The sequence below is a fragment of the Microbacterium sp. LMI1-1-1.1 genome, assembly GCF_040815675.1.
GTDB lineage: Bacteria > Actinomycetota > Actinomycetes > Actinomycetales > Microbacteriaceae > Microbacterium.
On record NZ_JBFPNN010000010.1, the window covers coordinates 1 to 21389 of the forward strand.

The 21389-nt window shown below is 66.5% G+C and carries 23 protein-coding genes and 1 pseudogene; 11 read left to right on the forward strand and 13 right to left on the reverse strand.

From position 1 onward, the window contains the following. Nucleotides 1-445 (reverse strand): hypothetical protein (locus MRBLMI1_RS15035; RefSeq protein ID WP_367734229.1); only part of this gene is annotated, 445 nt, incomplete at its 3' end. Between the two features lie 40 nt (nt 446-485). Then, nucleotides 486-734 carry a helix-turn-helix domain-containing protein gene (locus MRBLMI1_RS15040; protein ID WP_367734230.1) on the reverse strand — a complete coding sequence of 83 codons (249 nt, stop codon included), beginning with the start codon at nt 732-734 and terminating at the stop codon, nt 486-488. A gap of 147 nt (nt 735-881) precedes the next feature. On the opposite strand from MRBLMI1_RS15040, the gene MRBLMI1_RS15045 reads away from it, so the two are divergent. The 8 genes from MRBLMI1_RS15045 to MRBLMI1_RS15080 are packed head-to-tail and all read left to right on the forward strand — an operon-like array spanning nt 882 to nt 9852. Continuing rightward, nucleotides 882-1493: a DUF6668 family protein gene (locus MRBLMI1_RS15045; protein ID WP_367734231.1), complete on the forward strand. Its 612-nt coding sequence runs from the start codon at nt 882-884 to the stop codon at nt 1491-1493. A 36-nt stretch (nt 1494-1529) separates the two neighbouring features. Beyond that, a complete protein-coding gene (locus tag MRBLMI1_RS15050; RefSeq protein ID WP_367734233.1) occupies nt 1530-1805 on the forward strand; it encodes a hypothetical protein in 276 nt (91 codons plus the stop codon). A gap of 13 nt (nt 1806-1818) precedes the next feature. Then, nucleotides 1819-2571, forward strand: a complete 753-nt coding sequence (locus tag MRBLMI1_RS15055) for a hypothetical protein (protein ID WP_367734234.1) — start codon at nt 1819-1821, stop codon at nt 2569-2571. A gap of 58 nt (nt 2572-2629) precedes the next feature. Then, on the forward strand, nt 2630-4207 hold the full coding sequence (locus MRBLMI1_RS15060) for a hypothetical protein (protein ID WP_367734235.1): 1578 nt from the start codon (nt 2630-2632) through the stop codon (nt 4205-4207). Next, nucleotides 4207-5718, forward strand: a complete 1512-nt coding sequence (locus MRBLMI1_RS15065; RefSeq protein WP_367734236.1) for an SCO6880 family protein — start codon at nt 4207-4209, stop codon at nt 5716-5718. The genes MRBLMI1_RS15060 and MRBLMI1_RS15065 overlap by 1 nt, the downstream gene beginning before the upstream one ends. Then, a complete protein-coding gene (locus MRBLMI1_RS15070; protein ID WP_367734238.1) occupies nt 5718-7361 on the forward strand; it encodes an ATP/GTP-binding protein in 1644 nt (547 codons plus the stop codon). Before MRBLMI1_RS15065 ends, MRBLMI1_RS15070 begins: the two co-directional genes overlap by 1 nt. Continuing rightward, complete coding sequence (locus tag MRBLMI1_RS15075; RefSeq protein WP_367734239.1) at nt 7358-9163, forward strand: type IV secretory system conjugative DNA transfer family protein; 1806 nt, start codon at nt 7358-7360, stop codon at nt 9161-9163. The genes MRBLMI1_RS15070 and MRBLMI1_RS15075 overlap by 4 nt, the downstream gene beginning before the upstream one ends. Further along, a complete protein-coding gene (locus MRBLMI1_RS15080; RefSeq protein WP_367734240.1) occupies nt 9160-9852 on the forward strand; it encodes a DUF4913 domain-containing protein in 693 nt (230 codons plus the stop codon). Before MRBLMI1_RS15075 ends, MRBLMI1_RS15080 begins: the two co-directional genes overlap by 4 nt. Before the next feature lie 61 nt (nt 9853-9913). Here MRBLMI1_RS15080 and MRBLMI1_RS15085 read toward each other — a convergent pair whose 3' ends face one another. From MRBLMI1_RS15085 to MRBLMI1_RS15100, 4 genes and pseudogenes are all read right to left on the reverse strand, one after another. Next, nucleotides 9914-11425, reverse strand: a complete 1512-nt coding sequence (locus MRBLMI1_RS15085) for a carboxyl transferase domain-containing protein (protein WP_367734243.1) — start codon at nt 11423-11425, stop codon at nt 9914-9916. Next, a pseudogene (locus MRBLMI1_RS15090) lies at nt 11377-12601 on the reverse strand (CaiB/BaiF CoA transferase family protein). Before MRBLMI1_RS15090 ends, MRBLMI1_RS15085 begins: the two are co-directional and overlap by 49 nt. Further along, nucleotides 12598-13221 (reverse strand): amidohydrolase family protein, encoded by a 624-nt coding sequence (locus tag MRBLMI1_RS15095; protein WP_367734244.1) that lies wholly within the window; start codon nt 13219-13221, stop codon nt 12598-12600. Before MRBLMI1_RS15095 ends, MRBLMI1_RS15090 begins: the two are co-directional and overlap by 4 nt. Beyond that, complete coding sequence (locus MRBLMI1_RS15100; protein WP_367734246.1) at nt 13218-13589, reverse strand: hypothetical protein; 372 nt, start codon at nt 13587-13589, stop codon at nt 13218-13220. The genes MRBLMI1_RS15095 and MRBLMI1_RS15100 overlap by 4 nt, the downstream gene beginning before the upstream one ends. 292 nt (nt 13590-13881) lie before the next feature. Between MRBLMI1_RS15100 and MRBLMI1_RS15105 the strand changes: the two genes are divergently transcribed. Together MRBLMI1_RS15105 and MRBLMI1_RS15110 are read left to right on the forward strand one after the other, a co-directional pair. Further along, nucleotides 13882-14619, forward strand: a complete 738-nt coding sequence (locus tag MRBLMI1_RS15105; RefSeq protein ID WP_367734248.1) for a type IV secretory system conjugative DNA transfer family protein — start codon at nt 13882-13884, stop codon at nt 14617-14619. Next, nucleotides 14612-15049, forward strand: a complete 438-nt coding sequence (locus MRBLMI1_RS15110; RefSeq protein ID WP_367734249.1) for a DUF4913 domain-containing protein — start codon at nt 14612-14614, stop codon at nt 15047-15049. Before MRBLMI1_RS15105 ends, MRBLMI1_RS15110 begins: the two co-directional genes overlap by 8 nt. Before the next feature lie 126 nt (nt 15050-15175). Here the strand turns inward: MRBLMI1_RS15110 and MRBLMI1_RS15115 are convergent, their stop codons facing one another. Together MRBLMI1_RS15115 and MRBLMI1_RS15120 are read right to left on the reverse strand one after the other, a co-directional pair. Further along, nucleotides 15176-15751, reverse strand: a complete 576-nt coding sequence (locus tag MRBLMI1_RS15115) for a hypothetical protein (protein WP_367734251.1) — start codon at nt 15749-15751, stop codon at nt 15176-15178. Next, nucleotides 15732-17264 (reverse strand): MFS transporter, encoded by a 1533-nt coding sequence (locus MRBLMI1_RS15120; RefSeq protein ID WP_367734253.1) that lies wholly within the window; start codon nt 17262-17264, stop codon nt 15732-15734. The genes MRBLMI1_RS15115 and MRBLMI1_RS15120 overlap by 20 nt, the downstream gene beginning before the upstream one ends. A gap of 96 nt (nt 17265-17360) precedes the next feature. On the opposite strand from MRBLMI1_RS15120, the gene MRBLMI1_RS15125 reads away from it, so the two are divergent. Next, nucleotides 17361-17939, forward strand: a complete 579-nt coding sequence (locus MRBLMI1_RS15125) for a TetR/AcrR family transcriptional regulator (RefSeq protein ID WP_367734255.1) — start codon at nt 17361-17363, stop codon at nt 17937-17939. Between the two features lie 172 nt (nt 17940-18111). On the opposite strand, the gene MRBLMI1_RS15130 is transcribed toward MRBLMI1_RS15125, so the two are convergent. The 5 genes from MRBLMI1_RS15130 to MRBLMI1_RS15150 form a co-directional block, all read right to left on the reverse strand. After that, on the reverse strand, nt 18112-18552 hold the full coding sequence (locus MRBLMI1_RS15130) for a nuclear transport factor 2 family protein (RefSeq protein ID WP_367734256.1): 441 nt from the start codon (nt 18550-18552) through the stop codon (nt 18112-18114). 185 nt (nt 18553-18737) lie between these two features. Next, entirely contained in the window at nt 18738-19121 is a 384-nt protein-coding gene (locus MRBLMI1_RS15135; RefSeq protein WP_367734257.1) for a nuclear transport factor 2 family protein, read from the reverse strand. Further along, nucleotides 19118-19888, reverse strand: a complete 771-nt coding sequence (locus MRBLMI1_RS15140; RefSeq protein WP_367734259.1) for an SDR family oxidoreductase — start codon at nt 19886-19888, stop codon at nt 19118-19120. Before MRBLMI1_RS15140 ends, MRBLMI1_RS15135 begins: the two co-directional genes overlap by 4 nt. Nucleotides 19889-19908: 20 nt before the next feature. Continuing rightward, nucleotides 19909-20334 carry an FMN-binding protein gene (locus MRBLMI1_RS15145; RefSeq protein WP_367734260.1) on the reverse strand — a complete coding sequence of 142 codons (426 nt, stop codon included), beginning with the start codon at nt 20332-20334 and terminating at the stop codon, nt 19909-19911. A gap of 19 nt (nt 20335-20353) precedes the next feature. Next, nucleotides 20354-21370, reverse strand: coding sequence for an aldo/keto reductase (locus MRBLMI1_RS15150; RefSeq protein ID WP_367734262.1), 1017 nt, complete (start codon nt 21368-21370; stop codon nt 20354-20356). Nucleotides 21371-21389: the final 19 nt, after the last annotated feature.

Sequence of the window (21389 nt, forward strand, 5' to 3'; positions counted from 1 at the left end):
GCCCGTACATGCCAGCGTCGGTGGGGACGTCGACGTAGGCGACGTACGCGCTCGTCTCGTCGGTAATGACGGGCGGCCCCGTGATCGTCGTTGCGACGATCCGGGAGGGGTCCATGTAGGCGTAGTCCTGCGTGGCCTTTTGATCGAGGAGGGGTTGTAGATTCGCCCACCACTCGTCGAATCGAAGACCGGGACGTGCGTACGCGAGCATGACGGTCTGAGCGGCGGCGATCGCGCTCTGGCGCGAGCTGTCATCCCACGTCGGGACGGTGCGTGGGCCGTGGGTTTCCCCCGAGTCCTCGTCGATCGCCCCCTGAGGCGCGGGGGTGAATGTGGAGGAGTCGGGGAAGATCGGGCCTGACGTGCTCGCACTGGGCGTCGACGCGGGCTTGGGGGGCTCGGTGGTCCCCGTGCATCCAGCAAGTACGACGGCGGCGGTGATCACGACGATGACGGTCCCGATCTTCCTCACAACTAGTTCCCCCTCAGACGGTCTCCGATCCAGGCTTGGCCGTATGTCCGGTATCGCGCCTGTTGTTCGCGCCTTTCCGGAGCTCGGCCTTGAGTTCGTCCACGATGACGAACCACGAGGTGCCCAGCTTGTAGCCGGGAATGGTTCCTTCTTTGAGCCAGGTGTAGACGGTTCGCGTGGTCGTGTTTAGTCGCGCAGCGACCTCGGTCGGACCGATTGTGGGTGGGTCGTGCTCGAATAGCCGGTCAAGTGCGTCTGCCACGGCGGCATCCCTTCCTAGCCCCCACAAGAAGGGTACAGGGACGCGCGAGAAAGAACATTAAAGGTTTCTAACGTCGCGCTTTTCATGATCCTTCATGTGTCGAGTTAGCGTGAATGGACCAATAATCGTCAGTTCGTTGGGGGCACGATGAGCGATCCAATCAACCCGTGGCTGTCGCGGCCGGCGACGCCAACACCGGATACGAACGGCCCGATCGCGGTCGTTCCATCCACATTCGGACCTGTAGCACCGCAGCGAGGCGTCCCCGCGCCCGATCAGGCCGACCAACTCCCGATCAAAGACCAGCGGGCGACTCCCGCGCTCTGGTGGCTGGGCGCGCATGGCGGCTCGGGGGAGTCCACGCTGGCAGCTCTCGCGCCGAGGTGGTCAGCCGCGGCCGGCCACGCCTGGCCGCGCAGCTCGACGAATGAGCCGACGCCCGTGGTCATTGTTGCCCGATCGAACGCCGTTGGCCTGCGTGCCGCACAGAACGCCCTCCGACAGTGGGGGGCAGGGCTGACACCCTCCAACGTTCTCGGGCTTGTCGTCATGGCTGACGCGCCCGGTCGGATGCCTCGCGCTTTGCGGGACCTGCTCACCGTGGTCGGTGGCGGTGGCCCTCGCACGTGGGTGGTGCCGTGGGTTGATGCCTGGCGGCTCGACGAGCCCAGCGCGTCACCCACCCCGCGCGAAGTCCAGCGAGTCATCGACGAGCTGAGCGCACTCCCCGGAATCGGTGCCGCCAGCAACTTCAACTGAAAGGCAAACATGTCCGCGATCGAAATGCTTCACTCCGTGAACGAGACGGCCAACGTCCTGGCCGGCGTCATCCCAAACCCCGCGCCGCAGCAGCCGCCGGGCACCGAGGGCGTGACCACGATCCTGTCGTGGCTGAAGTGGATCGGCTACGTCGTCGTCGGCGGCGCGATCATCGTCGGCGGAATCCTCATCGCCGTCAGCTTCCGCCGCGGTGAGGGTCACGACGCCCTCCCCAAGGTCATCTGGCCCATGGCCGGCGCAATCGTCATCGGCGGCGGTGCCGCCCTGATCGGCATTCTTGCCGGAGCGTAAGGAAGGAGCCGTCATGGCTGACGACAACGACTCCACGCAGAACCCGTTTAGCCGTCCCGGCTTCATCGTCGGGGCGGTGGTGGTGGCCGCGCTGATCGTTGCCGCCATCTTCCTGACGGTATTGAACCTCAACCGCGGGAATGATGCCGCGCCCCCTCAGGGCACTCCGTCGTCCATCTCGGCCGCTAGCGCCGCCCCGACCTCGAGTGAATTGGCGGTCGCGGGCGGCGTCAGCGTGTGTGGGCTCGACGGTGTGGAACTTTCCGGAAAGGTGACCACGCCGCCGACCGCGGAGTGGGCCTACGTGCGTACGGTCGCCTACCCGACGTCGACGACGTACGGCCCCGGGGCGACCAGCTCGGAGGGCGTGCCGACATGCTTCCAGCACTCGCCTACGGGCGCGTTGTTCGCCGCCGCGACCGCTCTGGCCGTTCCTGCCGATCCCGCCCTGGCGAATGCCTGGATCGATACGGCGCTCAGCTCGGGCACGTACCGAAGCCAGCTCCTCTCTCAGGCCGTCAGCGGCTCGGAGACTTCGGGTGTGCGGTTGCAGCTTGTCGGCTTCAAGGTGCTGTCGTACGACGGAAAGACGGCGAGTATCGACCTCGCCGTGCGCGGCTCCACTCAGGGCCAGACCGTCACGGCATCAGTCGTGTACCAACTGATCTGGGAGGACGGGGACTGGAAGATCAACGCGAACGTCCCGAACCCGTTCGACTTCTCCTCAATCCCTGACACCTCGGGATACGTCACGTGGGCTGCTTGATATGGCTTGCAACATTCTCACTCCATCGGAGTGCGTCGGCGACATAGTCGAGGGGGCCGTGGGTGACGCGATCGAGAACCTGGCGAACGCCGTACTGGAAGCGTTCGGTAAGGCTGTCGGTTCGCTCGGCACCCTGTGGGTCAACGTGGGAACGCCGAACCTCACGGGAACCGGCGGCAGCTCGTCGATCGCTGCCGGCACGACCGCTCCAAACTCGGACGGCATCATTCAGGTGCTCGGCTGGGTGACCTGGATCGCGATCGTGTTCGCGGCAATCTCGATCATCCTGCTCGGCATCCTCGTAGCCACGAGGATGCGCGCGGGCGAGGGCTTCCGCGCGGTCGGCCCGCTCGGCTTCGTGCTCGGCGGCATCTTCCTCATGTCGGGCGCTACAGCGCTTGTCTCGGGGCTGCTGCCGCGCGGGCCTCAGGGGGCCGGCGGGGCGGTGCTGTTCTTGCAGTCTTCGCTGTGGTGGTACATGGGGGCTGCGGCGGTCGTGTCCGTCATCATCGGCGGCGTCCGCATGGTGTGGGAGCAACGCGCAGAACCCGGTAAGGAGACGATCAAAAGCCTTCTGACGCTGATCGTCGTCGCCGGGTCCGGGGTGACGATCGTTGGCCTTCTCGTGTCGGCGTTCGACTCGTTCTCCGTCTGGATTCTCAACGGGGCGTTGAGCTGCGACGTCGGCGCCGACTCCGCGTGCTTCGGAGAGAACATCGCCTACCTGCTCGCCCTCACCACGAACCCGAACACGGGTGGTCTGGGCGCGCTGTTGGTCATCATCCTCGGCATCATCGCGATTCTCGCGACAGCTGCCCAGATCGTCTTGATGATCGCCCGCGGCGGCATGCTCGTGATCTTGACCGGCATCCTGCCGCTGTCAGCGGCGGCCACCAACACCGAAATGGGTAAAGGCTGGTTCAAGAAGAACGTGGGCTGGCTGGCGGCATTCATCCTCTACAAGCCGGCCGCGGCGATCGTATACGCCGCGGCATTCCAGCTCGTGGGCACGAACATCTTCCAGGACGACGGAACGGGCTTTATCGCCGTGCTCACGGGCCTCATCCTCATGGTGCTCGCGCTGTTCGCGATGCCCGCTCTGATGCGGTTCGTCACACCTCTCGTCAGCTCCCTCTCGGCCGGTGCCGGCGGTGCGCTGGGAGCTGCGGCGGTTATGGCGCTGCCTTCCGGCGCTACTGCTGCTGGTCGCCTCGCTACCGGCTCAGGCGGTGGCTCGTCGTCGGCGGGTGGACCGGGCGCAACGGGCGGCCCGGGCTCGACCGGCGCAAACGGGCCGTCTGGCTCGAACGGCGGCGGGGGCTCAGCCCCTCAGGCCGCACAGGCCTCTAGCGCCGCTGGTGGCGGCGGCGGCGGCACGACAGGGGCCGCGGCGTCCTCAAGTGCCGCTGGCGGCGGCACGGGCGCTGCTGCGGCCTCTGCGGGTGGTGGAGCTGCCGCGGGCGGCGCTGCTGCCGGCGGCGGTGCTGCAGGTGGAGCTGCTGCCGGCGCTGCGGGTGGCCCTGTCGGTATGACCGCGGGCGTCGCGATCGGCGCAGCGGCTCAGGGCGTGCAAGCAGCCACGGGAGCCGCGAAAAACGTGGGCGATCAAGCAACGGGTGAGGGGAGCGGGAGCTGATGGCAACCGTAGAGACAAGTCGTAAGGGCGTCCGCACGTACGGGAACTGGCGTCAGCCGACGTCGCCGGGGCTCCTCGGTCTCGGCACCGTCGGCACAGGCCTGATGTTCGCTGCGCTGCTGATCGTGATCGTCGTCCTGATGACGACGAACATCATCAACGCCTTCATCACCGCGGCGGTGTTCGGCGGCATGATCCTGCTGCTGACCATCCGCGACGCGGACGGTCGCAGCGTGCTCTCGCGCACGGCTAACCGTATTGCGTGGTCGTCGACGAAGCGGCGGAAAGCGAACCTCTACCGTTCCGGCCCCCTGGGGCGCTCCGAGTGGGGATCGAACCAGCTCCCTGGTCTGGCGGCGCAGTCCCGGCTCTCCGAGCACGAAGACTCCTACGCTCGCCCGTTCGCGATGATCTACAACCCCCACGCGAAGACGTACTCGATCGTCCTCGGCACCGAGCCTGACGGTGCAGCTCTCGTCGACCAGGAACAGGTCGACCTCTGGGTGGCCGACTGGGGTCACTGGCTGCGCAACCTGGCCGATGAGCCGGGGATGGAGGCCGCTCAGGTGACGATCGAGACGGCCCCCGACTCGGGCCGTCGTCTGCGCCGTGAGGTAGAGACGAACACCGATCCCGACGCACCGGATTTCGCGAAGGCAATGCTCGGTGAGGTGGTCATGAACTACCCCGCTGGCTCGTCGACGGTGAAGGCGTATGTGGCGCTGACGTTTGCGGCGGCACCCCGCAAGGGTGTGAAGCCGCGCACGCCTGAGGACATGGGGCGCGAGCTGGCTGCTCGTCTTCCTGGCCTCACCGCGACGCTGCAAGCGACCGGGGCGGGAGCGGCGCACCCGCTGACCGCTCAGGAGTTGTGCGAGACGATCCTCGTCGCCTACGACCCGGCCGCGGCGTCCCTGATCGACGACGCTCACGCGAACGGCGACGTTCCCGATCTGAGCTGGTCCGACGTCGGCCCCACGGCTGCTCAGGCGAACTGGGACAGCTACCGGCACGATTCGGCAACGTCGATCACGTGGCAGATGACTCAGGCCCCTCGCGGCCTGGTTCAGTCGGGTGTGCTGGCGCGTCTGCTCGCCCCGCACCGCGATATCGCGCGCAAGCGGGTGACGCTGCTCTATAAGCCGATCGATCCCGCGCGGGCGGCGGCGCTTGTGCAGGCGGACGTACGAGCTGCGGAGTTCAAGGCCACGTCCAGCCGGAAGCCCGCGGCGCGCGACTCACTCGCGCTGCGATCGGCTCAAGCCACAGAGTCCGAGGAAGCATCGGGCGCGGGCCTGGTGAACTTCGGCATCCTCGTGACCGCGACCGTGATCGACCCGGGCAAGGAGGCCGACGCTCGCGCGGCGGTCGACAACCTCGGCGCGACCGCGCGTCTGCGGCTGCGACCGGTGTACGGATCACAGGACAGTGCCTTCGCTGCGGCGCTGCCTCTCGGGCTCGTGCTGACCAAGCACGTAGCCGTCCCGGCGATGCTGAGAGAGGGAATCTGATGAGCCCTGACCTTGTAGCGCTGCTCGCGCTGGGCGGGTTGGTCGTGCTCGTCGTGTTGGGCGCGCTCGTCTTTGTCGGTACCGGACGAAAGAACATCGCCACGGGCGCGTCCGCGTCCGGTGGGTCGCTCACCTCTCGCGGGTGGAGCGGCCCCGGCGGCGGTTTGTCGACGTACCTGCAACCCGTCCCGGAGTGGCGTGGCACGACGGTGCAGACCTGCGGCTTGTGGCCGTACGCGATCGGTGCCGGGACGCCGATGGTGGGCGTGCCGCTGGGCCGTCACATTCACACGGGCGCGACGCTCTGCGCCGACCCGATTTCGTGGTTCCAGCGGGCGAAACTCATCAGCAACCCGTCCGTGTTCGTGCTCGGCAAACCCGGACTCGGCAAGTCGACGGTCATCGCCCGCATGGCGACCGGGCTCGCCGGCTACGGCGTCCAGCCCCTCGTGCTCGGTGATCTGCGCCCCGACTACGTGGAGGTCATCCGCGCGCTCGGCGGTCAGGTCATCACCCTCGGCCGCGGGCGCGGATACCTTAACGTGCTCGACCCCGGCGAGGCCAAGGAGGCCGCGCAGCGCCTCATCGACGCCGGTTTTCAGAAGGAGGCAGGCGAGGTACTGGAAGACGCCCACGGTCGCCGCCTGGCGATGGTGTCGTCCCTGCTGACGATCCAGCGCAAATCCGCGCCGACCGACGTCGAGGAGTCGATCATCGACCAGGCCCTCCGCGTCCTCGATCGCAGCGCGGAGGACATCCCGGTGCTGGCCGATCTGCTGGCGGTGGTGGAGGAAGGTCCGTCCGAGCTGCGTCAGGTCGCCGTCGACCGCGGCGATTTCACGAAGTACCAAGAGATCACGCGCGGCCTCGAAGCGTCGTTGATGGCCCTGGCGACTGGAAGCGGGCGCCTCGGCGGCGTGTTCTCCCACCACACGACGAACCCCATGGCGCTCGACCGGCCCGTGGTCTACGACATCTCCGCGATCGGAGAGGCTGAGGGCGATCTGCGTGCGGCGACGCTACTCGCGTGCTGGTCGAACGGCTTCGCCACGGTGAACATCGCCAACGTCCTTGCGGATGCTGGCCTGGAACCGCGCCGGCACTACTTCGTCATCATGGATGAGCTGTGGCGTGCCCTCCGTGCCGGTAACGGCATCGTCGACCGCGTGGACTTCCTCACCCGGCTCAACCGCCAGGTGGGCGTCGGCACGGCGATGATTTCACACACCATGGCCGACCTGAGCGCCCTTCCGGAGGAGGACCGCTTGAAGGCCAAGGGCTTCGTCGAGCGCGCCGGCATGGTCATGTGCGCGGGTCTGCCGTACACCGAAATGCCGGAGCTCACGACGGTCGTGCCGTTCTCTGAGGCCGAGCAAGAACTGTTGACTGGGTGGCAGGATCCGCCCGCGTGGGATGCCGCGACGGGCCGTGAGGTCGATCCTCCGGGCCGCGGCAAGTTCCTCGTGAAGGTCGGCACCCGACCGGGCATCCCGGTGCAGGTGCAGCTCACGGAGGCTGAGCGCTCCATCCGCGACACCAATCAGCGGTGGTACGAACAGTCCCGCACCGCCCGCCGTGCCGTGCGCGCGGTGGAGGAACTGGTGGAGGGGCACGAAGAGCGCGAGAAGGAGCCAGCGCTGTGAGCACTCCGAACAACCGTCGCCGCGATCCCGGCGGCTTCGCCGGCGAGACGCTGATGCTGCTCGTCCTGATCGTCGTCGTCGTCGGCGGCTTGGTCGTGACCAACATCGCGGTGCGACTGGGCGCGCAGCTCGACGGCACCGCGGCCGAGCTGCCGTCCGACCCGTTCGGGCTCACCCTCGGACTCATCCTCGGGCGCGTGGCGTGGCCGGCATCCGCGACGTTGATCGTCGCGGTGCTCGGCGCGGTCCTGCTCGTGCTGACGGTCCTCGTGATCGTCGGTGTCGTGCGTTACCGGAAGGGTTGGACCCGCGTCGACCGCGCCAGCTCGTACATGGGCCGCGGCAAGGACGTCGCCGGCCTGAGCCGACAGAACGCCGTGCAGTCTGCCGAGCGTCTCGGCGTGAGAGGCGTCAACGGCAAGCCGGTGCTGGGCGTACCGATCGGGAAGACGATCGGTGGGATGCCGCTGTGGGGCACGTGGGAGGACATGCACATCGACATTTGGGGGCCGCGCACTGGTAAGACGACCTCGCGCGCGGTGCCGGCGATCCTGGACGCCCCCGGCGGCGTCCTGGTCACCTCGAACAAGCGCGACGTGGTGGATGCCACCCGCGACGTCCGCGCCGACGCCGGCCCGGTGTGGGTGTTCGATCCCCAGGGGATCGTGCTCGAGAATCCGTCGTGGTGGTGGAACCCGCTCAGCTACGTCACCGACGAGGTGAGAGCGGCCAAACTGGCCGATCACTTCGCCTCAGGCTCGCGCGATACCGGAGCCAAGACGGATGCCTACTTCGACCCCGCGGGGCAGGATCTACTTGCGGGTCTCCTGCTCGCCGCGGCGCTGGATGGTCGACCGATCACCGGCGTGTACGCCTGGCTGACACGCCCCACGGAGGACGAGCCGGTGTCGATACTGAACCGGCACGGCTATCGGCTCACCGCCGACCAGGTGCGCGGTGTCATCACCGCCCCCGAGAAGCAGCGCGGCGGCATCTACGGCACTGCGCAGCAAATGGCGTCGTGCCTCACAAACCGCCAGGTGGCGTCGTGGGTGAACCCACTTATGCAGTCCGACCTGCGGCCTCAGTTTGACCCCGCCGCGTTCGTGCGCGGCGGCGGCACCCTGTACTCGCTGTCCAAGGAGGGCCGGGGCACCGCCGGCCCGCTCGTAACGGCGCTGACGGTGGCCGTCGTCGAGGCCGCGGAGGAGATTGCCGCGGCATCCCCGGGGGGCCGTCTCGCGGTGCCCCTGCTCGGGGTGCTCGATGAGGCCGCGAACGTCTGTCGGTGGCGTGAGCTGCCGAACCTCTACAGCCACTACGGCTCGCGTGGCATCATCCTGATGACCATCCTGCAGTCGTGGTCCCAAGGCATCGACGTATGGGGCGAGTCGGGCATGCGCAAGCTCTGGTCGGCCTCGAACGTCAAGGTCTACGGCGGGGGAGTGGCCGAAGAATCGTTCCTCGAGTCGCTGTCCAAGCTGATCGGTGACTACGACCGCCAGGCGTCGTCAGTGTCGTCTGGTCGCGGTGGGCGCAGCGTGAACCAGCAGCTCCACCGTGAGCGGATCTTGGACGTCGCGGACCTGTCCGCGATGCCGAAGGGTCGCGCCGTGGTGCTGTCGTCGGGAAACCGCCCGACGCTGATCCGCACGCAGCCGTGGATGACCGGCCCGCACGCCGAGAAGGTGAAGGCGTCGATCGCCGCGCACGACCCGGCGGCGCAGCGGACGATCAACGAGGCTCAGGAGTCCGTGCGCGCCGTGACACTCGCGGGAAACGAAAGCGAAGCCGCCAGATGAGCGACAACTGGGGCGACGACGACGGGATCGAGGCCGAGCCGTTCGACGTCGACCAGGAGCCGACCGCGGAGCGCGAGGAGCGCGAGCCCGGACGCATGTTCGGGCTCGACGTCGCGGAGGTCGTCGAGAGTATGGTGCGGCCGACGATCGCGCAGACGCTGCAAAAGGCAGTCCGCGACGTCATAAAAGAGGTTGTCGAGGCGGAGGTGGCCGAACAGCTCGACCCTTCTGTGATCGAGGAGCTGCAAGCGCAAGCGGCCACCGCTGCGCGTGGATCGGTCGGCGCCGCTCTCGACGAGCTGGATGAGGAGCTGGCCGACGAGGAGCCCGAGCTATATTTCGGGTCGGTCGACGACTTCGTGCGCGGTTATCTGCTACCCAACTACAAGCGCCGTGTCGACGGCCAGCGCGTCATGTGGGCTGCGGAGTGGTGGAAGTACGCCGAAGCGGTCGCGCGTCTCGATGCGCTCTGGCGAGCGTGGGAGCACCTGCGCCAGGACGCGCAAATGGGCATGTCGGTGTGGTTCCGCGATCACGCCGAGCACCACATGTCGATCCTGCTCAGCGCGGACGGTCCTTTCGCTGCGGCCGGCGAGGGGAAGAACCACGAGAACACGAACGAGAAGGGGCAGCAACTGCCCTATATGGCCCCTCCTGGGGGTCTATTCCCCGACGTACGCAACCGCTAGGGGAATAGGACGAAGAAACGACGCGCCTATAGACAGCGACTCTGTCGCTCGCGCCTGCCCCTTACAGACCGGAATAGCGCGAGTGCCGCTGGCTCAGTCGGTCGCCGTTCACGGCACGTGCGTAACGAACCTGTCGAGCGATGGCGCGCACTATGTTGTGTGCGAACGTCGCAGGTTCGTACACCGCGGTCCCCTCCGCAACGATCTCATTGGTTACTCCTAGCGCGTTCAGATCCACGGCTCGTATGCCCTGATCCCGCGACATTTTGGGCGCGTGGTCAGGCGTTCGGAAGCGGATGGTGCTCGCTCCCTCCGGGGGCAGTGGAGCAAGCCATGCGTTCTGTAAGCAGACGGTTCGATCCGCAGGGAGAAGTGCGATCGCTGCACCTCCGCTACCTTGGCCGATCAGCACCGAAACAGTCGGGGTGTCCGCTGTGAGCAGAGCGCTCATTGCCGATGCGATATTTTGCGCAAGGCCCGCCTCCCCAGCAGCCTGAGACAGCTCAGCCCCGACGGTGTCGATCATGGCCACAAGGGGGATGCGAAGCCCCGTGGCAATCCGGATAGCACTCTGGATTCGGGCGAGATCCGCCGCTGTCACGCTTCGCCGCGTGTGCGCGACGATGAGACAGGCGGTGTCAGCGATGCGTGCGAGGCCTACTACAACACCATGGCATTCCGCGTCATCAGCCATCACCCACAGCACTTCAACGCCGCCTAGTCTGAGTGCCGCTTCTGGTGTGAGTCGAGAGCGCTCTCGGGTCGCGAGCACAGCCTCCCACCCGTCCGGTTCGGGATTTGCGGATTCTGCAACTGGTTCCAGCTGCTGCGAATCAGATGCGGGCTTGAGCGTCTGCAGAAGTTTGGCCAGGTACTCGGCCAGGTCGTCGACGCGCACTACCGCGTGCAGGCGGTCATGGCCGAGTAGATTTTCAGCTCGTTGCACCGCGTCGGGTATCTCCGCCCCGGTCAGGGTTCGGACCACGCGTGGGCCTAGGAAGCCGAGGAGGGCGCCCGGTTCAGCGAGAGTCACGTGTCCTAACGAGCCCCAAGATGCCATGACCCCGCCCGTTGTCGGATGGCGGAGGTAGACGATGTAGGGCAGGCCGAGTTCTCGGTATTCCGCGACGCTTGCGGCGACATCGATCATGGCGAGGAAGGCGCGTGTGCCTTCCTGCATGCGTGTGCCCCCGGATGCCGGAAGTGCCACGACCGGCAGCTGCTGTTTCCCCGCGCGCTCGAATGCCGCCGCCAACCGATGGGCTGCTTCCACCCCCACCGAACCGCCGAGGAACGCAAACTCACTAACGATCAGAGCGACCCTTGTTCCCCGGATCATGGCCTCACCTGTGAGGAGCGCCTCGTTCTGCCCGGGGCTTGCCCTCACTCGCTGCGGCTCTTCACCGTAGGAGATGCTGACGTCGCTATAGTCGGGTTCTGCATCCCAGGTTCGGAAGGACCCGTCGTCGGTCAGCAACTCGATGTAGTCCAGCGCGGAACGCGTCGCTGGGGGAGCTGCGGTGCTCACGAGAGACTCCCGAACGTGTCGAGAACCGCTTCTGCGTGCAGCCACCGGCGAATGGCGGTGTCGTGTTGGTTCAGGGTGGGCGGGGCCGTGTTCACTGCGGGTGGTCTCACTGGTGTCCCCGGCGGTGAAGAAGCGGACGGGCGGGCCGGGGATGCTGATGCGACCTAGGACTTTGTGTTCGACGTCGACGACGAGACCCTGCGAGAGGGTTTGCTCCCAGCCGTAGACCTCGTCGAGGGTGCGGACACGGCCGGCGGGGATGCCTACGACGTCGAGCGTGTTGAGCAGGCGTGCGGGCTCGCAAAACGCGAGGACAGTCTCGATCACTCCGCGCAATTCGTCGCGGTTGCGCACGCGATCGGCGTTGGTGCTGAAGTGTCCGTTGATGTCCGGGATGGCGAAAGCCTCGGCAAATTTTCGCCACAGCCCCTCACTGCCCACGCTGATCTGCACCTGGCCGTCTTTGCAGTGGAAGAGCCCGTACGGCGCGATGGAGGGGTGGTGGTTGCCCTGCGCGTGGTGGGACTTCACCCGCGACAGTGTTGCGGGTGCCTTGGAAGGCGTGCACGCCCACCACCGAGGACAGCAGGGACGTGCGAACGACCTTGCCGCGTCCTGAGCGGGTGCGCTCGAAAAGGGCAGCGAGTACACCTTGGGCGCCGTTCATGCCGGCAAGAAGGTCGGCGATGGGAACGCCGACACGTTGCGGGTTGTCGGCGTCCGGTCCGGTGAGGGACATCAGGCCCGCTTCGCCCTGGACGATCTGGTCGTAGCCGCTGCGTGCGGCTTCCGGGCCGTCGTGACCGAAACCGGTGATGGACAGGACGATGAGGCGCGGATTGAGCCGTTCGAGTTCCGCCATGGAGAACCCGAGGCGGTCGAGGACTCCGGGGCGGAAGTTCTCAACGAGCACGTCAGCGCTCAGGATGAGGCGGCGGAGGACGTGACACCGTCGGAGGATTTGAGGTCGAGGGCGATGGATTCCTTGTTGCGGTTGCAGGAGAGGAAGTATGTGGACTGCAGGTCGTCCTCGGGCCCAACGAAGGGCGGGCCCCATCCGCGGGTGTCGTCGCCGGTGTTGGGGACTTCGACCTTGATGACGCGGGCGCCCATGTCGCCGAGCTGCATGGCGGAGTGAGGTCCTGCCAGGGCGCGGCTGAGGTCGACGACGGTGATCCCATCCAGCGGGAGGGCCGGTGTGGTCGTGGTGGGCTTGGTCATTGCGCTGCTCCGTTCGAGCGGTTGCGGGATGCGCGTTCGAGGAGATCGTGCTGGCTTTCGCGGGCACGGCTGACGAGCTCGGCGGGGTTCAGGTGCACCATCCGGCCGTCCCTTTTGACGAACTCGCCTCCGACGAGGACGTCGTGGACGTTTCCTTCGTGCGCGGCGAGGACGAGGGAGGCGACGGGGTCTTGCATGGGTGCGAAATTCATCGCGTTGCGGTCGATGAGGGTGATGTCGGCGCGTTTGCCGGGGGTGAGCGAACCGATCTCGTCACCCATGCCGACAGCGTGGGCACCGTCGAGGGTGGCGTAGCCGAGGATGTCGCGGAGGGTCATCACCGGCATGGTGGCCGCCCTCTCCAGCCCCATCTGGGTGAGCTGCGACCGGTAGAAAGCCCACAGCATCCGCATCTGGGTGAACATGTCGCCCGTGCACTTCGTCTCGGTGTCTCCGCTGAGCGAGAGTCGCATGCCCCGCTCGAGGAGACGGAACAGCGGGATGGGGCCGATCCCGCGAGAGTTCATCTCACACTGGATGCCGAGCGACACCGTCCCACCCGCGGCCGCGATGAGGTCGAGCTCTTCGTCGGAGAGGTGGTTGCAGTGCACGAACGTCATATCCGGGCCGAGCAGCCCCGCGTCGGCGTATTGCTTGACCGCGTGGTCTGTGCGGTGCGGAGGGTGGCGCCCGTGTGCACGGAGATGCGGACGCCGAGCTCGCGGGCCAGTTCCACATCCGCCTTCCTCGTCTCCGGCGCGGACTCTTCTGGACCGCGCACGGCCATGGCGAGGGTGATCCGGTCATCCAACGCTCCGGCGCTGAAGTACTCCGCGTGCACGCGTCGAACGTCGGCGGGGTGAGGCTTGGTGCTCGTCTTCTCGGTCCAGGAGTCGTCGAACGAGGTTGGCCAGCCGTGGCCGAATACTGCACGGATGCCTGACTCACGCAGGCCGGCGATGGCCGCTTCGTATGAGCAGTTGTCCACCCCTCTCGGGCGACAGCCGCGGGGATGCCTACTTCGACAACGCCGGCCAGGACCTCCTTGCCGGCTCCTGCTCGCGGCCGCGCTGGGGGGTCTCCCGATCACCACGGCGTTCACCTGGACGACGACGCCCGGCGACGATGAGCCGGTGCGCATCCTCCGCCGGCACGGGTACGAGCAAATGGCCAATGCCGTCTCCGGGCAGGTCAACGGCGAGTCTCGCCGTCGTGACAGCGTGTACGGCACCGCGGCGCAAATGGCGTCGTGCTTGTAGGTCCGCGCGATCGCGCAGTGGGTGACCCCGCAGGGCGACGGCCACGATCCGCGGCCGCAGTTCGACCCGCACGCGTTCGTGCGCAGCTCGGACACGCTGTACAGCCTGTCCAAGGAGGGCAAGGGCACCGCCGGCCCTCTCGTGACCGCTCTGACCGCGGCAACGGTCGAGGCGGCCGAGGAGTACGCGACGACTCTGCCGGGCGGGCGTTTGCAGACGCCCATGCTTGGCATCCTCGACGAGGCCGCGAACGTCTGCAGGTGGCACGACCTCCCGGACCTCTACAGCCACTACGGCTCCCGAGGAATCGTCCTGATGACCATTCTGCAGTCGTGGTCGCAGGGCGTTCAGGTGTGGGGTCGCGACGGGATGCGCAAGCTCTGGAGCGCCTCGAACGTCGCGATCTACGGCGGCGGTGTGAAGGAACCGGAGTTCCTGAACGAGCTGTCGCAGATGATCGGTGACTACGACCGCCGCACGACGTCGACGAGCGTCGGCCGCGGTACCCGCTCCACGTCCCACGGGGTGCAGCGTGAGCGCACTTTAGACGTCGCGGATCTGGGGTCGCTGCCTCGCGGCCGCGCCGTGGTGCTCGCCTCAGGCGCCCCGGCGACTCTCGTAGAGACGGTGCCGTGGATGAACGGCCCGCACGCTGACGCGCTGCGCGCCTCGATCGCAGCGCACGATCCCTTGAAGACATCGGCGCCGGCGCCCGCGTGGGTCGCACAAGCCCAGACGGAGAGGACGAACGATGAGTGATGCGATCGACGCTTTCCGCGACGATGAGGACGTGATCGTCAGTGACGATGCTTCGGCGTCACTTGATACGCCCGCCGAGCTGCCCGAGTTGTTCTACAGCTCCGTTGACGAATTTGTGCGCGAGTACCTGCGCCACGTCTATACGCGGCCTGCGGGACCGGGAAACGCCCGTTACAGGTGGGCCGCGCAGTGGTGGCATTACCCGGAAGCGATCGCGCGTCTCGAAGCTCTCTGGCGCTCTTGGGAGCACCTTCGCCAGGATGCCGCGACAGGAGCAAGCACTTGGTGGCGCGATCACGCCGACCATCACATGTCTGTGTTATTGAGCCCCGATGGGCCGTTCGCTCGCTCCAAGGATTCGTGCGAGCCCGGGGAGCCGTTGCCGTACGCTAAGCCGCCAGCGGGTTGGTTCCCTGACACGAAGAGATAATGCTGTTTCCTACCTGAATGGTGGAGGGGACCTGCTCCCGCCCTCGAGGCAGCCGCGCGTGACGGTCGGCGCGGCTCACTGCACCCATCGGTGAGGGCATCGTGGCTGAATGTGTACTGCCACGCCTCAGATGAACTCGGCGGTGGTAGCCTCGGCGATCGATGCTTTGCGGAGCTGTTCGTACTTGACGACGACTCTATTGGCGAGCGTGGAATGCTGTGTGCGCATGTGGGCGGTGATTCGGTCATCGACAAGTTTGGCATCGGCCGACGGGGGCACCTCGAGCGCGTTGATCCCGAAATCTATCCCGCGCTCCATCGCCGCCGTCGCCTCGAATTGGGAAATGAGGTGTGCAATGCCGCCGCGCATGTGCGCGCGCTTGCGGGGGCGGTCGGTCATGCTGAAGGCAACGAGCAGCCCTCGCGATGAGGCGCGCAATCGGGGGAGGATCGCCTCGAACGTCTCCCAGGTGTCGGCTTCCCTTTCCCACCAGTGGTCCCAGTCCATGAGCGGCGGGAATTCCTCGACGATGACGAGCCCGCTGAAGCTGCTCGTCTCCGTCTCGTGCATGTCGTCGAGCACGGTGACGCCGATCCCTTCGGCGTGCAGCGCTTTGGCGATCTTGTCGCGGCGTGCTCTTGCGGTTCCGAAGATCACTACCCGCGATGAGCGCGCGGTGGGGTCAACGTGCTGAGTCGGCATCCTGCATCTTCGTGTTGGGGATGAGGATGAGAGCGAGAATGCCGGCGGCGGCGATGATGACCGCTGCCACCACGGAGGTGATTTGCATGGCGGTCGTGAACGCTTCTTGCGCGGCGGCGAACACCTCGGGGAGCCGCTCCGCGAGGGCCTGATTCGCGGCCGCCAGTGAGTCGGTGAGCGCGGCGCGGTCGTCGGTGACGAGGTGATCGGGCACATGAACGGAGCCCCGGTACACCGCGTTAAGTACTGAGCCGAGCACCGCGATGCCCAGCGCGATTCCTAGCTCGTAGGCGGTTTCAGAGATTGATGAGGCCGCTCCGGCGCGTGATCGCGGCACGACGGTGACGATCGTGTCGACCGACACCGCCGAGGAGATCGAGAGCGCGCCCGAGGCGAGCGCGAGTGCGAGCGCCAGCCATATGTAGTTCGGGAGCCCCTCGGCCAGCGCTAGCAGGACCATGGCCAGTGCTGTCACGAGCAGACCGATGCCGATGGCGCGGCCTCGACCGAGGCGGCCGAGGACCCACCCGACGGCGACGGCGGCCAGCATTGACGCGATGGTGGCTGGCAGCTCGGCCAGACCGGCGACCAGCGGCGAGTATCCCCGGACGAGCTGAAGGTATTGCGAGAAGAAGAACAGCAGGCCGCTGAGCGCGAAGATCGCGACGGCGTTTGCGACAACCGCGCCGCTGAAGGCCGGATTACCGAACAGGCGCACGTCGATCAGCGGGTGCGTCAGTCGGCGTTGACGACGGACGAAGACGACCCCCGCGGCGATTCCGACAATGGCGGCGATGGCGACGGTGAGGGTGAGCCCGTCCTTGACGACGGTCTTGATGGCATAGACGATCGGCACGATGGTCGCGAACGACAGCAGCGCCGACACCAGGTCGATCGGCGCGCGCGCCTCGTTTCGCGACTCGGTCAGTAGCGGGATGCCCAGGCCGACCACGAGCAGCATCACGGGGATGTTGATGAGAAAGACCGATCCCCACCAGAAGTTCTCCAGGAGCGCACCGCCGACGAGCGGGCCAAGGGCAGCTCCCGCTGTGGCTCCGGCCGACCAGATGGCGATCGCGCGGGTGCGCTGACGCGCGTCGAGGAAGGTCGAGCGGATGATCGCAAGGGTTGAGGGCATGATGGTTGCCCCGCTGATGCCGAGGACGGCGCGCGCGAGGATGAGCATCTCGGCGTTGAGGGCGAACGCCGCGAGGGCGGATGACAGACCGAAGCCGATCGCGCCGATGAGCAGCAGACGTTTGCGGCCGATGCGGTCGGCCATGTTCCCCATGGTCACCAGGAGCCCGGCGAGTGCCAACGAGTAGACGTCGCCGATCCACAGCACCTGCGTTGAGGTTGCCGAAAGTGCCTCCGTCAAGGCGGGCACTGCTAGCGCCAGGACCGTTCCGTCGACGGCGAGAAGAGTGACCGCAAGGGTGAGCACGATGAGTGCGATCCATTCGCGCGCTCCTGCTCGTGCGGGCGCCGTCGTGGTTGATCCCTGCTGCGTCATGGGCGATCCCCTCTTCTAGATAACGACCAGTCTCTACAACAAACCATTTGGTATGTTAGCACTGACCACGGCCAGCCGGTGGGAAAGGATGAGGGGATGAATGACGAAACGTCGACCCGCAACCCGGAGCGAACGAGACGGGCGATCCTAGACGCTGCACTGCAGGTGATCCGGGACCGCGGGACCAGCGCCAGCCTCAGCCACATCTCGACCGCAGCTGGAGTGACTAAGGGTGGGCTGATGCATCATTTCCCCAGTCGTGACGCTCTGCTGCGAGCAGTGGCCAGTGACGTCCTCGAAGAGTTCCGTCGACGCGTTTTCGCTCTTGTGGACCTCTCCGAGACGCAGCCTGGGAAGCTTCTGCGCGGCTACATCCGCGCGCTCTTCGGCGAGGATTGGCGCACCGAGTCCGCCTATGACTATCCCGGGCTGTGGGCGACACTCAGTGTCGTGCCAGGTGTGCAGGCACAGCTCGAGGCGGACGCGATGTTCTGGCGTTCAGGCTTCGCCGAAGACGGCCTGCATCCGGACCGCATCCTGGTGGCCCGGCACGCAGCGGAGGGCCTGTCAATGAGTCTGCAGTGGGATCTCGATCCAGCCCCTGGAGCGCTTGATCATGCGATTGCTGTGCTGCTGCAGCTCACTCTGGTCGACGGCAACTTGACGGGGGGATGACGTCGATCATCACATGTTGGTCCTGCTGAGTTCTGACGGGCGCTGCGCGCGCGGAAGACTCGTGCGAGCTGGGCGGCCCGTTGCCGTACATCGTGCCCATCCCAGCAACGGACCGCTGGCCTGACATAGGGGATGGTGCTGATCATCGCCCCCGGTGGGGCGCTGCGGGTGGTCAGCTCCGGAGGGTTCGCTTCTCGTTGATGGTGAAGTGAGAGATGCGGGTGGCGATGCGCCAAATGCCGTTTTCGCGGACGTAGGTGTCGTCGTAGCGGATGCTGCTGTCCTGAATGACTTCATGGCCATCTTCGTCGCTGACGAGCTTGACCTGGCAGTAGGCGATGCCGGTGGCGGTGTCGCCGTCGACTTGGACGTCGTGCTGGCCGTTCATGTGGGATGAGCGCTTCACGTTCGCGGTGAACCCGGTGAACGTCTCTTCCAGCTGGGTGGTGCCGGAGATGTCGAAGACAAGGGTGTCGCCCATGAACACTTTCACCTTGGTGTCGGGGGTGAACAGCGGCATCTGGTCGCTGATGCGCTTTTCGTCGGCGAGGTTGGCGAACTCATCGACCAGCTCGCGGAGCTGGGTCTTGGCCTCGAGGATTGCAAGAGACATGGGGAACTTCCTTCGTGTCGGTGGCGGACCGGATCAGGCCGGCCTTCTCTTCCCATGCAACCGCCGTTTGGCCGGCGACGGCAGGGGCCGCTTTTCCCGGTGTTACGGGCCCAGGTACCGGTAGACCTCCTAAACGCACTACGTCTAACGCCGACGTGGCCGGTCGTCGCGGCAGCTGAGGCATGTCACCAGGTACTGGCAACAGTGTGGGTCGCGGTCCATCCCGTGCGGGTGCGGCTGTAGTCGATGCGTAGCTGCAGCGGCCAGGTGCCGTCGGCGCCCCAGATGGTGGCGTGTGTGTGTGAGCGGGCGGTGAGCGTGGCCTGGCCGGTGGAGATGTCGGTGGTGATCTCCATGTTGTGGATGGAGTGGTAGACCATGCGTCCGGTCGCGATGTCGTCGAGCCACTCGGTTTTTGGCTGCCGGTACCCGGTCATGTGGGTCAGGGTGAATTCTGCTGCCAGGAGGTCGCGGAGCGTGCCCACGTCGGCGCTGACCATAGCGTCGCATTGCGCTTGGTAGTTCGCGCGGAGCTGTTCAGAGATCTCTCGCTCGTCGTCCGCGGTCATGGTTGAGCGATCCCGGTGAGCTCGTCGAGATCGCTTCGGACCTGTGCGGGTTCGGCGGCGAGGGGCTGGTTGTCCAGGTCGCCGGGCCCGTCCAGCGGCGTGTCGGGGGTGAGGGCGGCGAACAGCGGCTCAAGGTCCGCCTGGGCCGGGCCTCGTTCAGCGACGAGTTCGAACGTCTTGCGGTCGGCACTGGGTGAGGTAAGGGATGCGACGAGGACGTCGGCGATCTGCGTGCGGGCGATGACGCCGTCGGAGGAGTTGCCGGCGCGTCGGGTGTCGCCTTGCAGGAAATGGAGCTTGTGCTGGTCGGGGTCATTGTAGTCGAACCAGCCGGGACGGACGATCGTGTAGGGGTGGCCGCTGGCGCGGACGAGTCGTTCGGCGCGGCGCTTCCAGTCGTGGGCTTTGCTGGAACGGTTGTAGGACCCATCGCGGACCGTGACACCGATCGCTGTCATCAGCGCGATGCGGACGGGGCGTGAGCCAATTGCGGTGAGGATGTTGCGGACTCCGCCGTAGTCGACGTCACGGACGCCCGGCTCGCCGCCGTGGGTGCCGTGGGTGAAGATCACCGCGTCTACCCCGTCCACCGCAGCACTGAGGGTGGTCGGATCGGTCAGATCGCCGGTCACCGCGTCAGCGGATGACGCGCTTCGGGTGAGGATGCGCACCTGGTGGCCTGCGCGGGTGGCGGCGGCGACGACGTGGCGGCCGATGCTGCCGGTGCCACCGACGAGGAGGATGGTGAGGGGAGTGTGGGTGCTCATGGGTGTGCTTCCTGACGGGTTCAGGTTGTGGCGTGGTTCTTGATCTGATCGAGGGCGTTCATGAAGCCCTCGGAGCAGCCGGAGGCGCCGGCTAAGCGGTCGATGTTCAGGGTGTCGATGTCGCGGCCGATCACTGCGGCGGGCAGCGCGGACGCGAACCGCTGCTGATGTTCCAGCGACGTCGGGTCGGTCGCCGGTGTGGTGATTTCAACGTCGGTGACGGTGCCGTCGTGGAGGGTGAGCGTGACGTCGTGATGGGAGGGCAGAGAGCCGTACCAGCCGGTCGCCGAGTAGGTGCCATCCGTGTATTCACTCACGGACTGCCTTCCGGGGCCTGGGGTGGTGATGGTGTGGGAGTGGGTGTTTTCGGTGCAGCCGGTCAGGGCCGCGCTGGTGAGCGCGACCCCGACGACTGCGGAGCCGACAGAGACAGAACGCAACGACATGGCGGGATTCTCTGCCTGGTCAGCGGCGGCGAGCGGCTGGCTGCAGCTCGTGGGTGCCGTAGCTGTTGTCGTCCGGGTTGATGGTGACGCCGGGCGCTACGAGCTGGTCGATGCGGTCCAGCATGTCCGTGGGCAGGTGGATTTCGGCGGCGGGGAGGTAGGACTCGAGCTGCTCCATCGTGCGGGGGCCGACGATTGCGGAGGTGACACCGGGATGGTTGATTGCGAACGCGATGGCCATTTCGATCAGCGTCATGCTGTTGCGTTCGGCGAGTTGAGCGAGGTCTTCGACGATGTCGAGCTTGCGCTGGTTCGCGGGGCTGCTCATGTCGAACCGGGCACTGGGTCGCGCTGAGGAAGCGGGGGTGGCTGCGGCATCCTTGCGCCACTTCCCGGACAACCACCCGCCGGACAGGGGGCTGTAGGTGAGGGTGCCCATCCCGTACCGCTGGGCGGTGGGGAGGATGTCTTCTTCGATACCGCGGACGAGAATTGAGTACGGCGGCTGTTCGGTGACGAAACGTTCGAGCCTGCGTTCCCGGGATGCCCGTTGGGCTTCAACGATCTGCGAGCCGGAGAACGACGAGGACCCGATGTAACGGATCTTGCCCTGATGGACGAGGTCGCTGAGGGCGCCGAGGGTTTCTTCGATATCGACGGCGGGGTCGGGGCGGTGCACTTGGTAGAGGTCGATCCAGTCGGTGCCGAGGCGTCGCAGTGAGTTCTCGACCTCTTGAATGATCCACCGGCGGGACCCGCCGCGGTGGTTGGGGTTGTCACCCATGGGCATGAAGAACTTCGTGGCGAGCACGACGTCGTCTCGGCGGCCGGCGAGGGCTCTGCCGGTGATCTCCTCGGAGGTGCCGTTGGAGTAGACGTCGGCGGTGTCGACGAAGTTGATGCCGGCGTCGAGGGCGCGGTGGATGATGCGGATGCTGTCGGCTTCGTCTTGGTTGCCCCAGGGGCCGAACATCATCGTGCCCAGGCAGAGGGGGCTGACCTGAACGCCGGTGCGTCCGAGTGGGCGGTAGTCCATTGGGGTTCTCCTTCGGTGC

What these genes read in the sequence shown, in the direction of transcription:
- MRBLMI1_RS15045 (WP_367734231.1), top strand. Translation starts at nt 882, where the DNA reads ATGAGCGATCCAATCAACCCGTGGCTGTCGCGGCCGGCGACGCCAACA.
- MRBLMI1_RS15055 (WP_367734234.1), top strand. Translation starts at nt 1,819, where the DNA reads ATGGCTGACGACAACGACTCCACGCAGAACCCGTTTAGCCGTCCCGGC.
- MRBLMI1_RS15065 (WP_367734236.1), top strand. Translation starts at nt 4,207, where the DNA reads ATGGCAACCGTAGAGACAAGTCGTAAGGGCGTCCGCACGTACGGGAAC.
- MRBLMI1_RS15070 (WP_367734238.1), top strand. Translation starts at nt 5,718, where the DNA reads ATGAGCCCTGACCTTGTAGCGCTGCTCGCGCTGGGCGGGTTGGTCGTG.
- MRBLMI1_RS15080 (WP_367734240.1), top strand. Translation starts at nt 9,160, where the DNA reads ATGAGCGACAACTGGGGCGACGACGACGGGATCGAGGCCGAGCCGTTC.
- MRBLMI1_RS15095 (WP_367734244.1), bottom strand. Translation starts at nt 13,221, where the DNA reads ATGACGTTCGTGCACTGCAACCACCTCTCCGACGAAGAGCTCGACCTC.
- MRBLMI1_RS15110 (WP_367734249.1), top strand. Translation starts at nt 14,612, where the DNA reads ATGAGTGATGCGATCGACGCTTTCCGCGACGATGAGGACGTGATCGTC.
- MRBLMI1_RS15115 (WP_367734251.1), bottom strand. Translation starts at nt 15,751, where the DNA reads ATGCCGACTCAGCACGTTGACCCCACCGCGCGCTCATCGCGGGTAGTG.
- MRBLMI1_RS15120 (WP_367734253.1), bottom strand. Translation starts at nt 17,264, where the DNA reads ATGACGCAGCAGGGATCAACCACGACGGCGCCCGCACGAGCAGGAGCG.
- MRBLMI1_RS15125 (WP_367734255.1), top strand. Translation starts at nt 17,361, where the DNA reads ATGAATGACGAAACGTCGACCCGCAACCCGGAGCGAACGAGACGGGCG.
- MRBLMI1_RS15130 (WP_367734256.1), bottom strand. Translation starts at nt 18,552, where the DNA reads ATGTCTCTTGCAATCCTCGAGGCCAAGACCCAGCTCCGCGAGCTGGTC.
- MRBLMI1_RS15135 (WP_367734257.1), bottom strand. Translation starts at nt 19,121, where the DNA reads ATGACCGCGGACGACGAGCGAGAGATCTCTGAACAGCTCCGCGCGAAC.
- MRBLMI1_RS15140 (WP_367734259.1), bottom strand. Translation starts at nt 19,888, where the DNA reads ATGAGCACCCACACTCCCCTCACCATCCTCCTCGTCGGTGGCACCGGC.
- MRBLMI1_RS15145 (WP_367734260.1), bottom strand. Translation starts at nt 20,334, where the DNA reads ATGTCGTTGCGTTCTGTCTCTGTCGGCTCCGCAGTCGTCGGGGTCGCG.
- MRBLMI1_RS15150 (WP_367734262.1), bottom strand. Translation starts at nt 21,370, where the DNA reads ATGGACTACCGCCCACTCGGACGCACCGGCGTTCAGGTCAGCCCCCTC.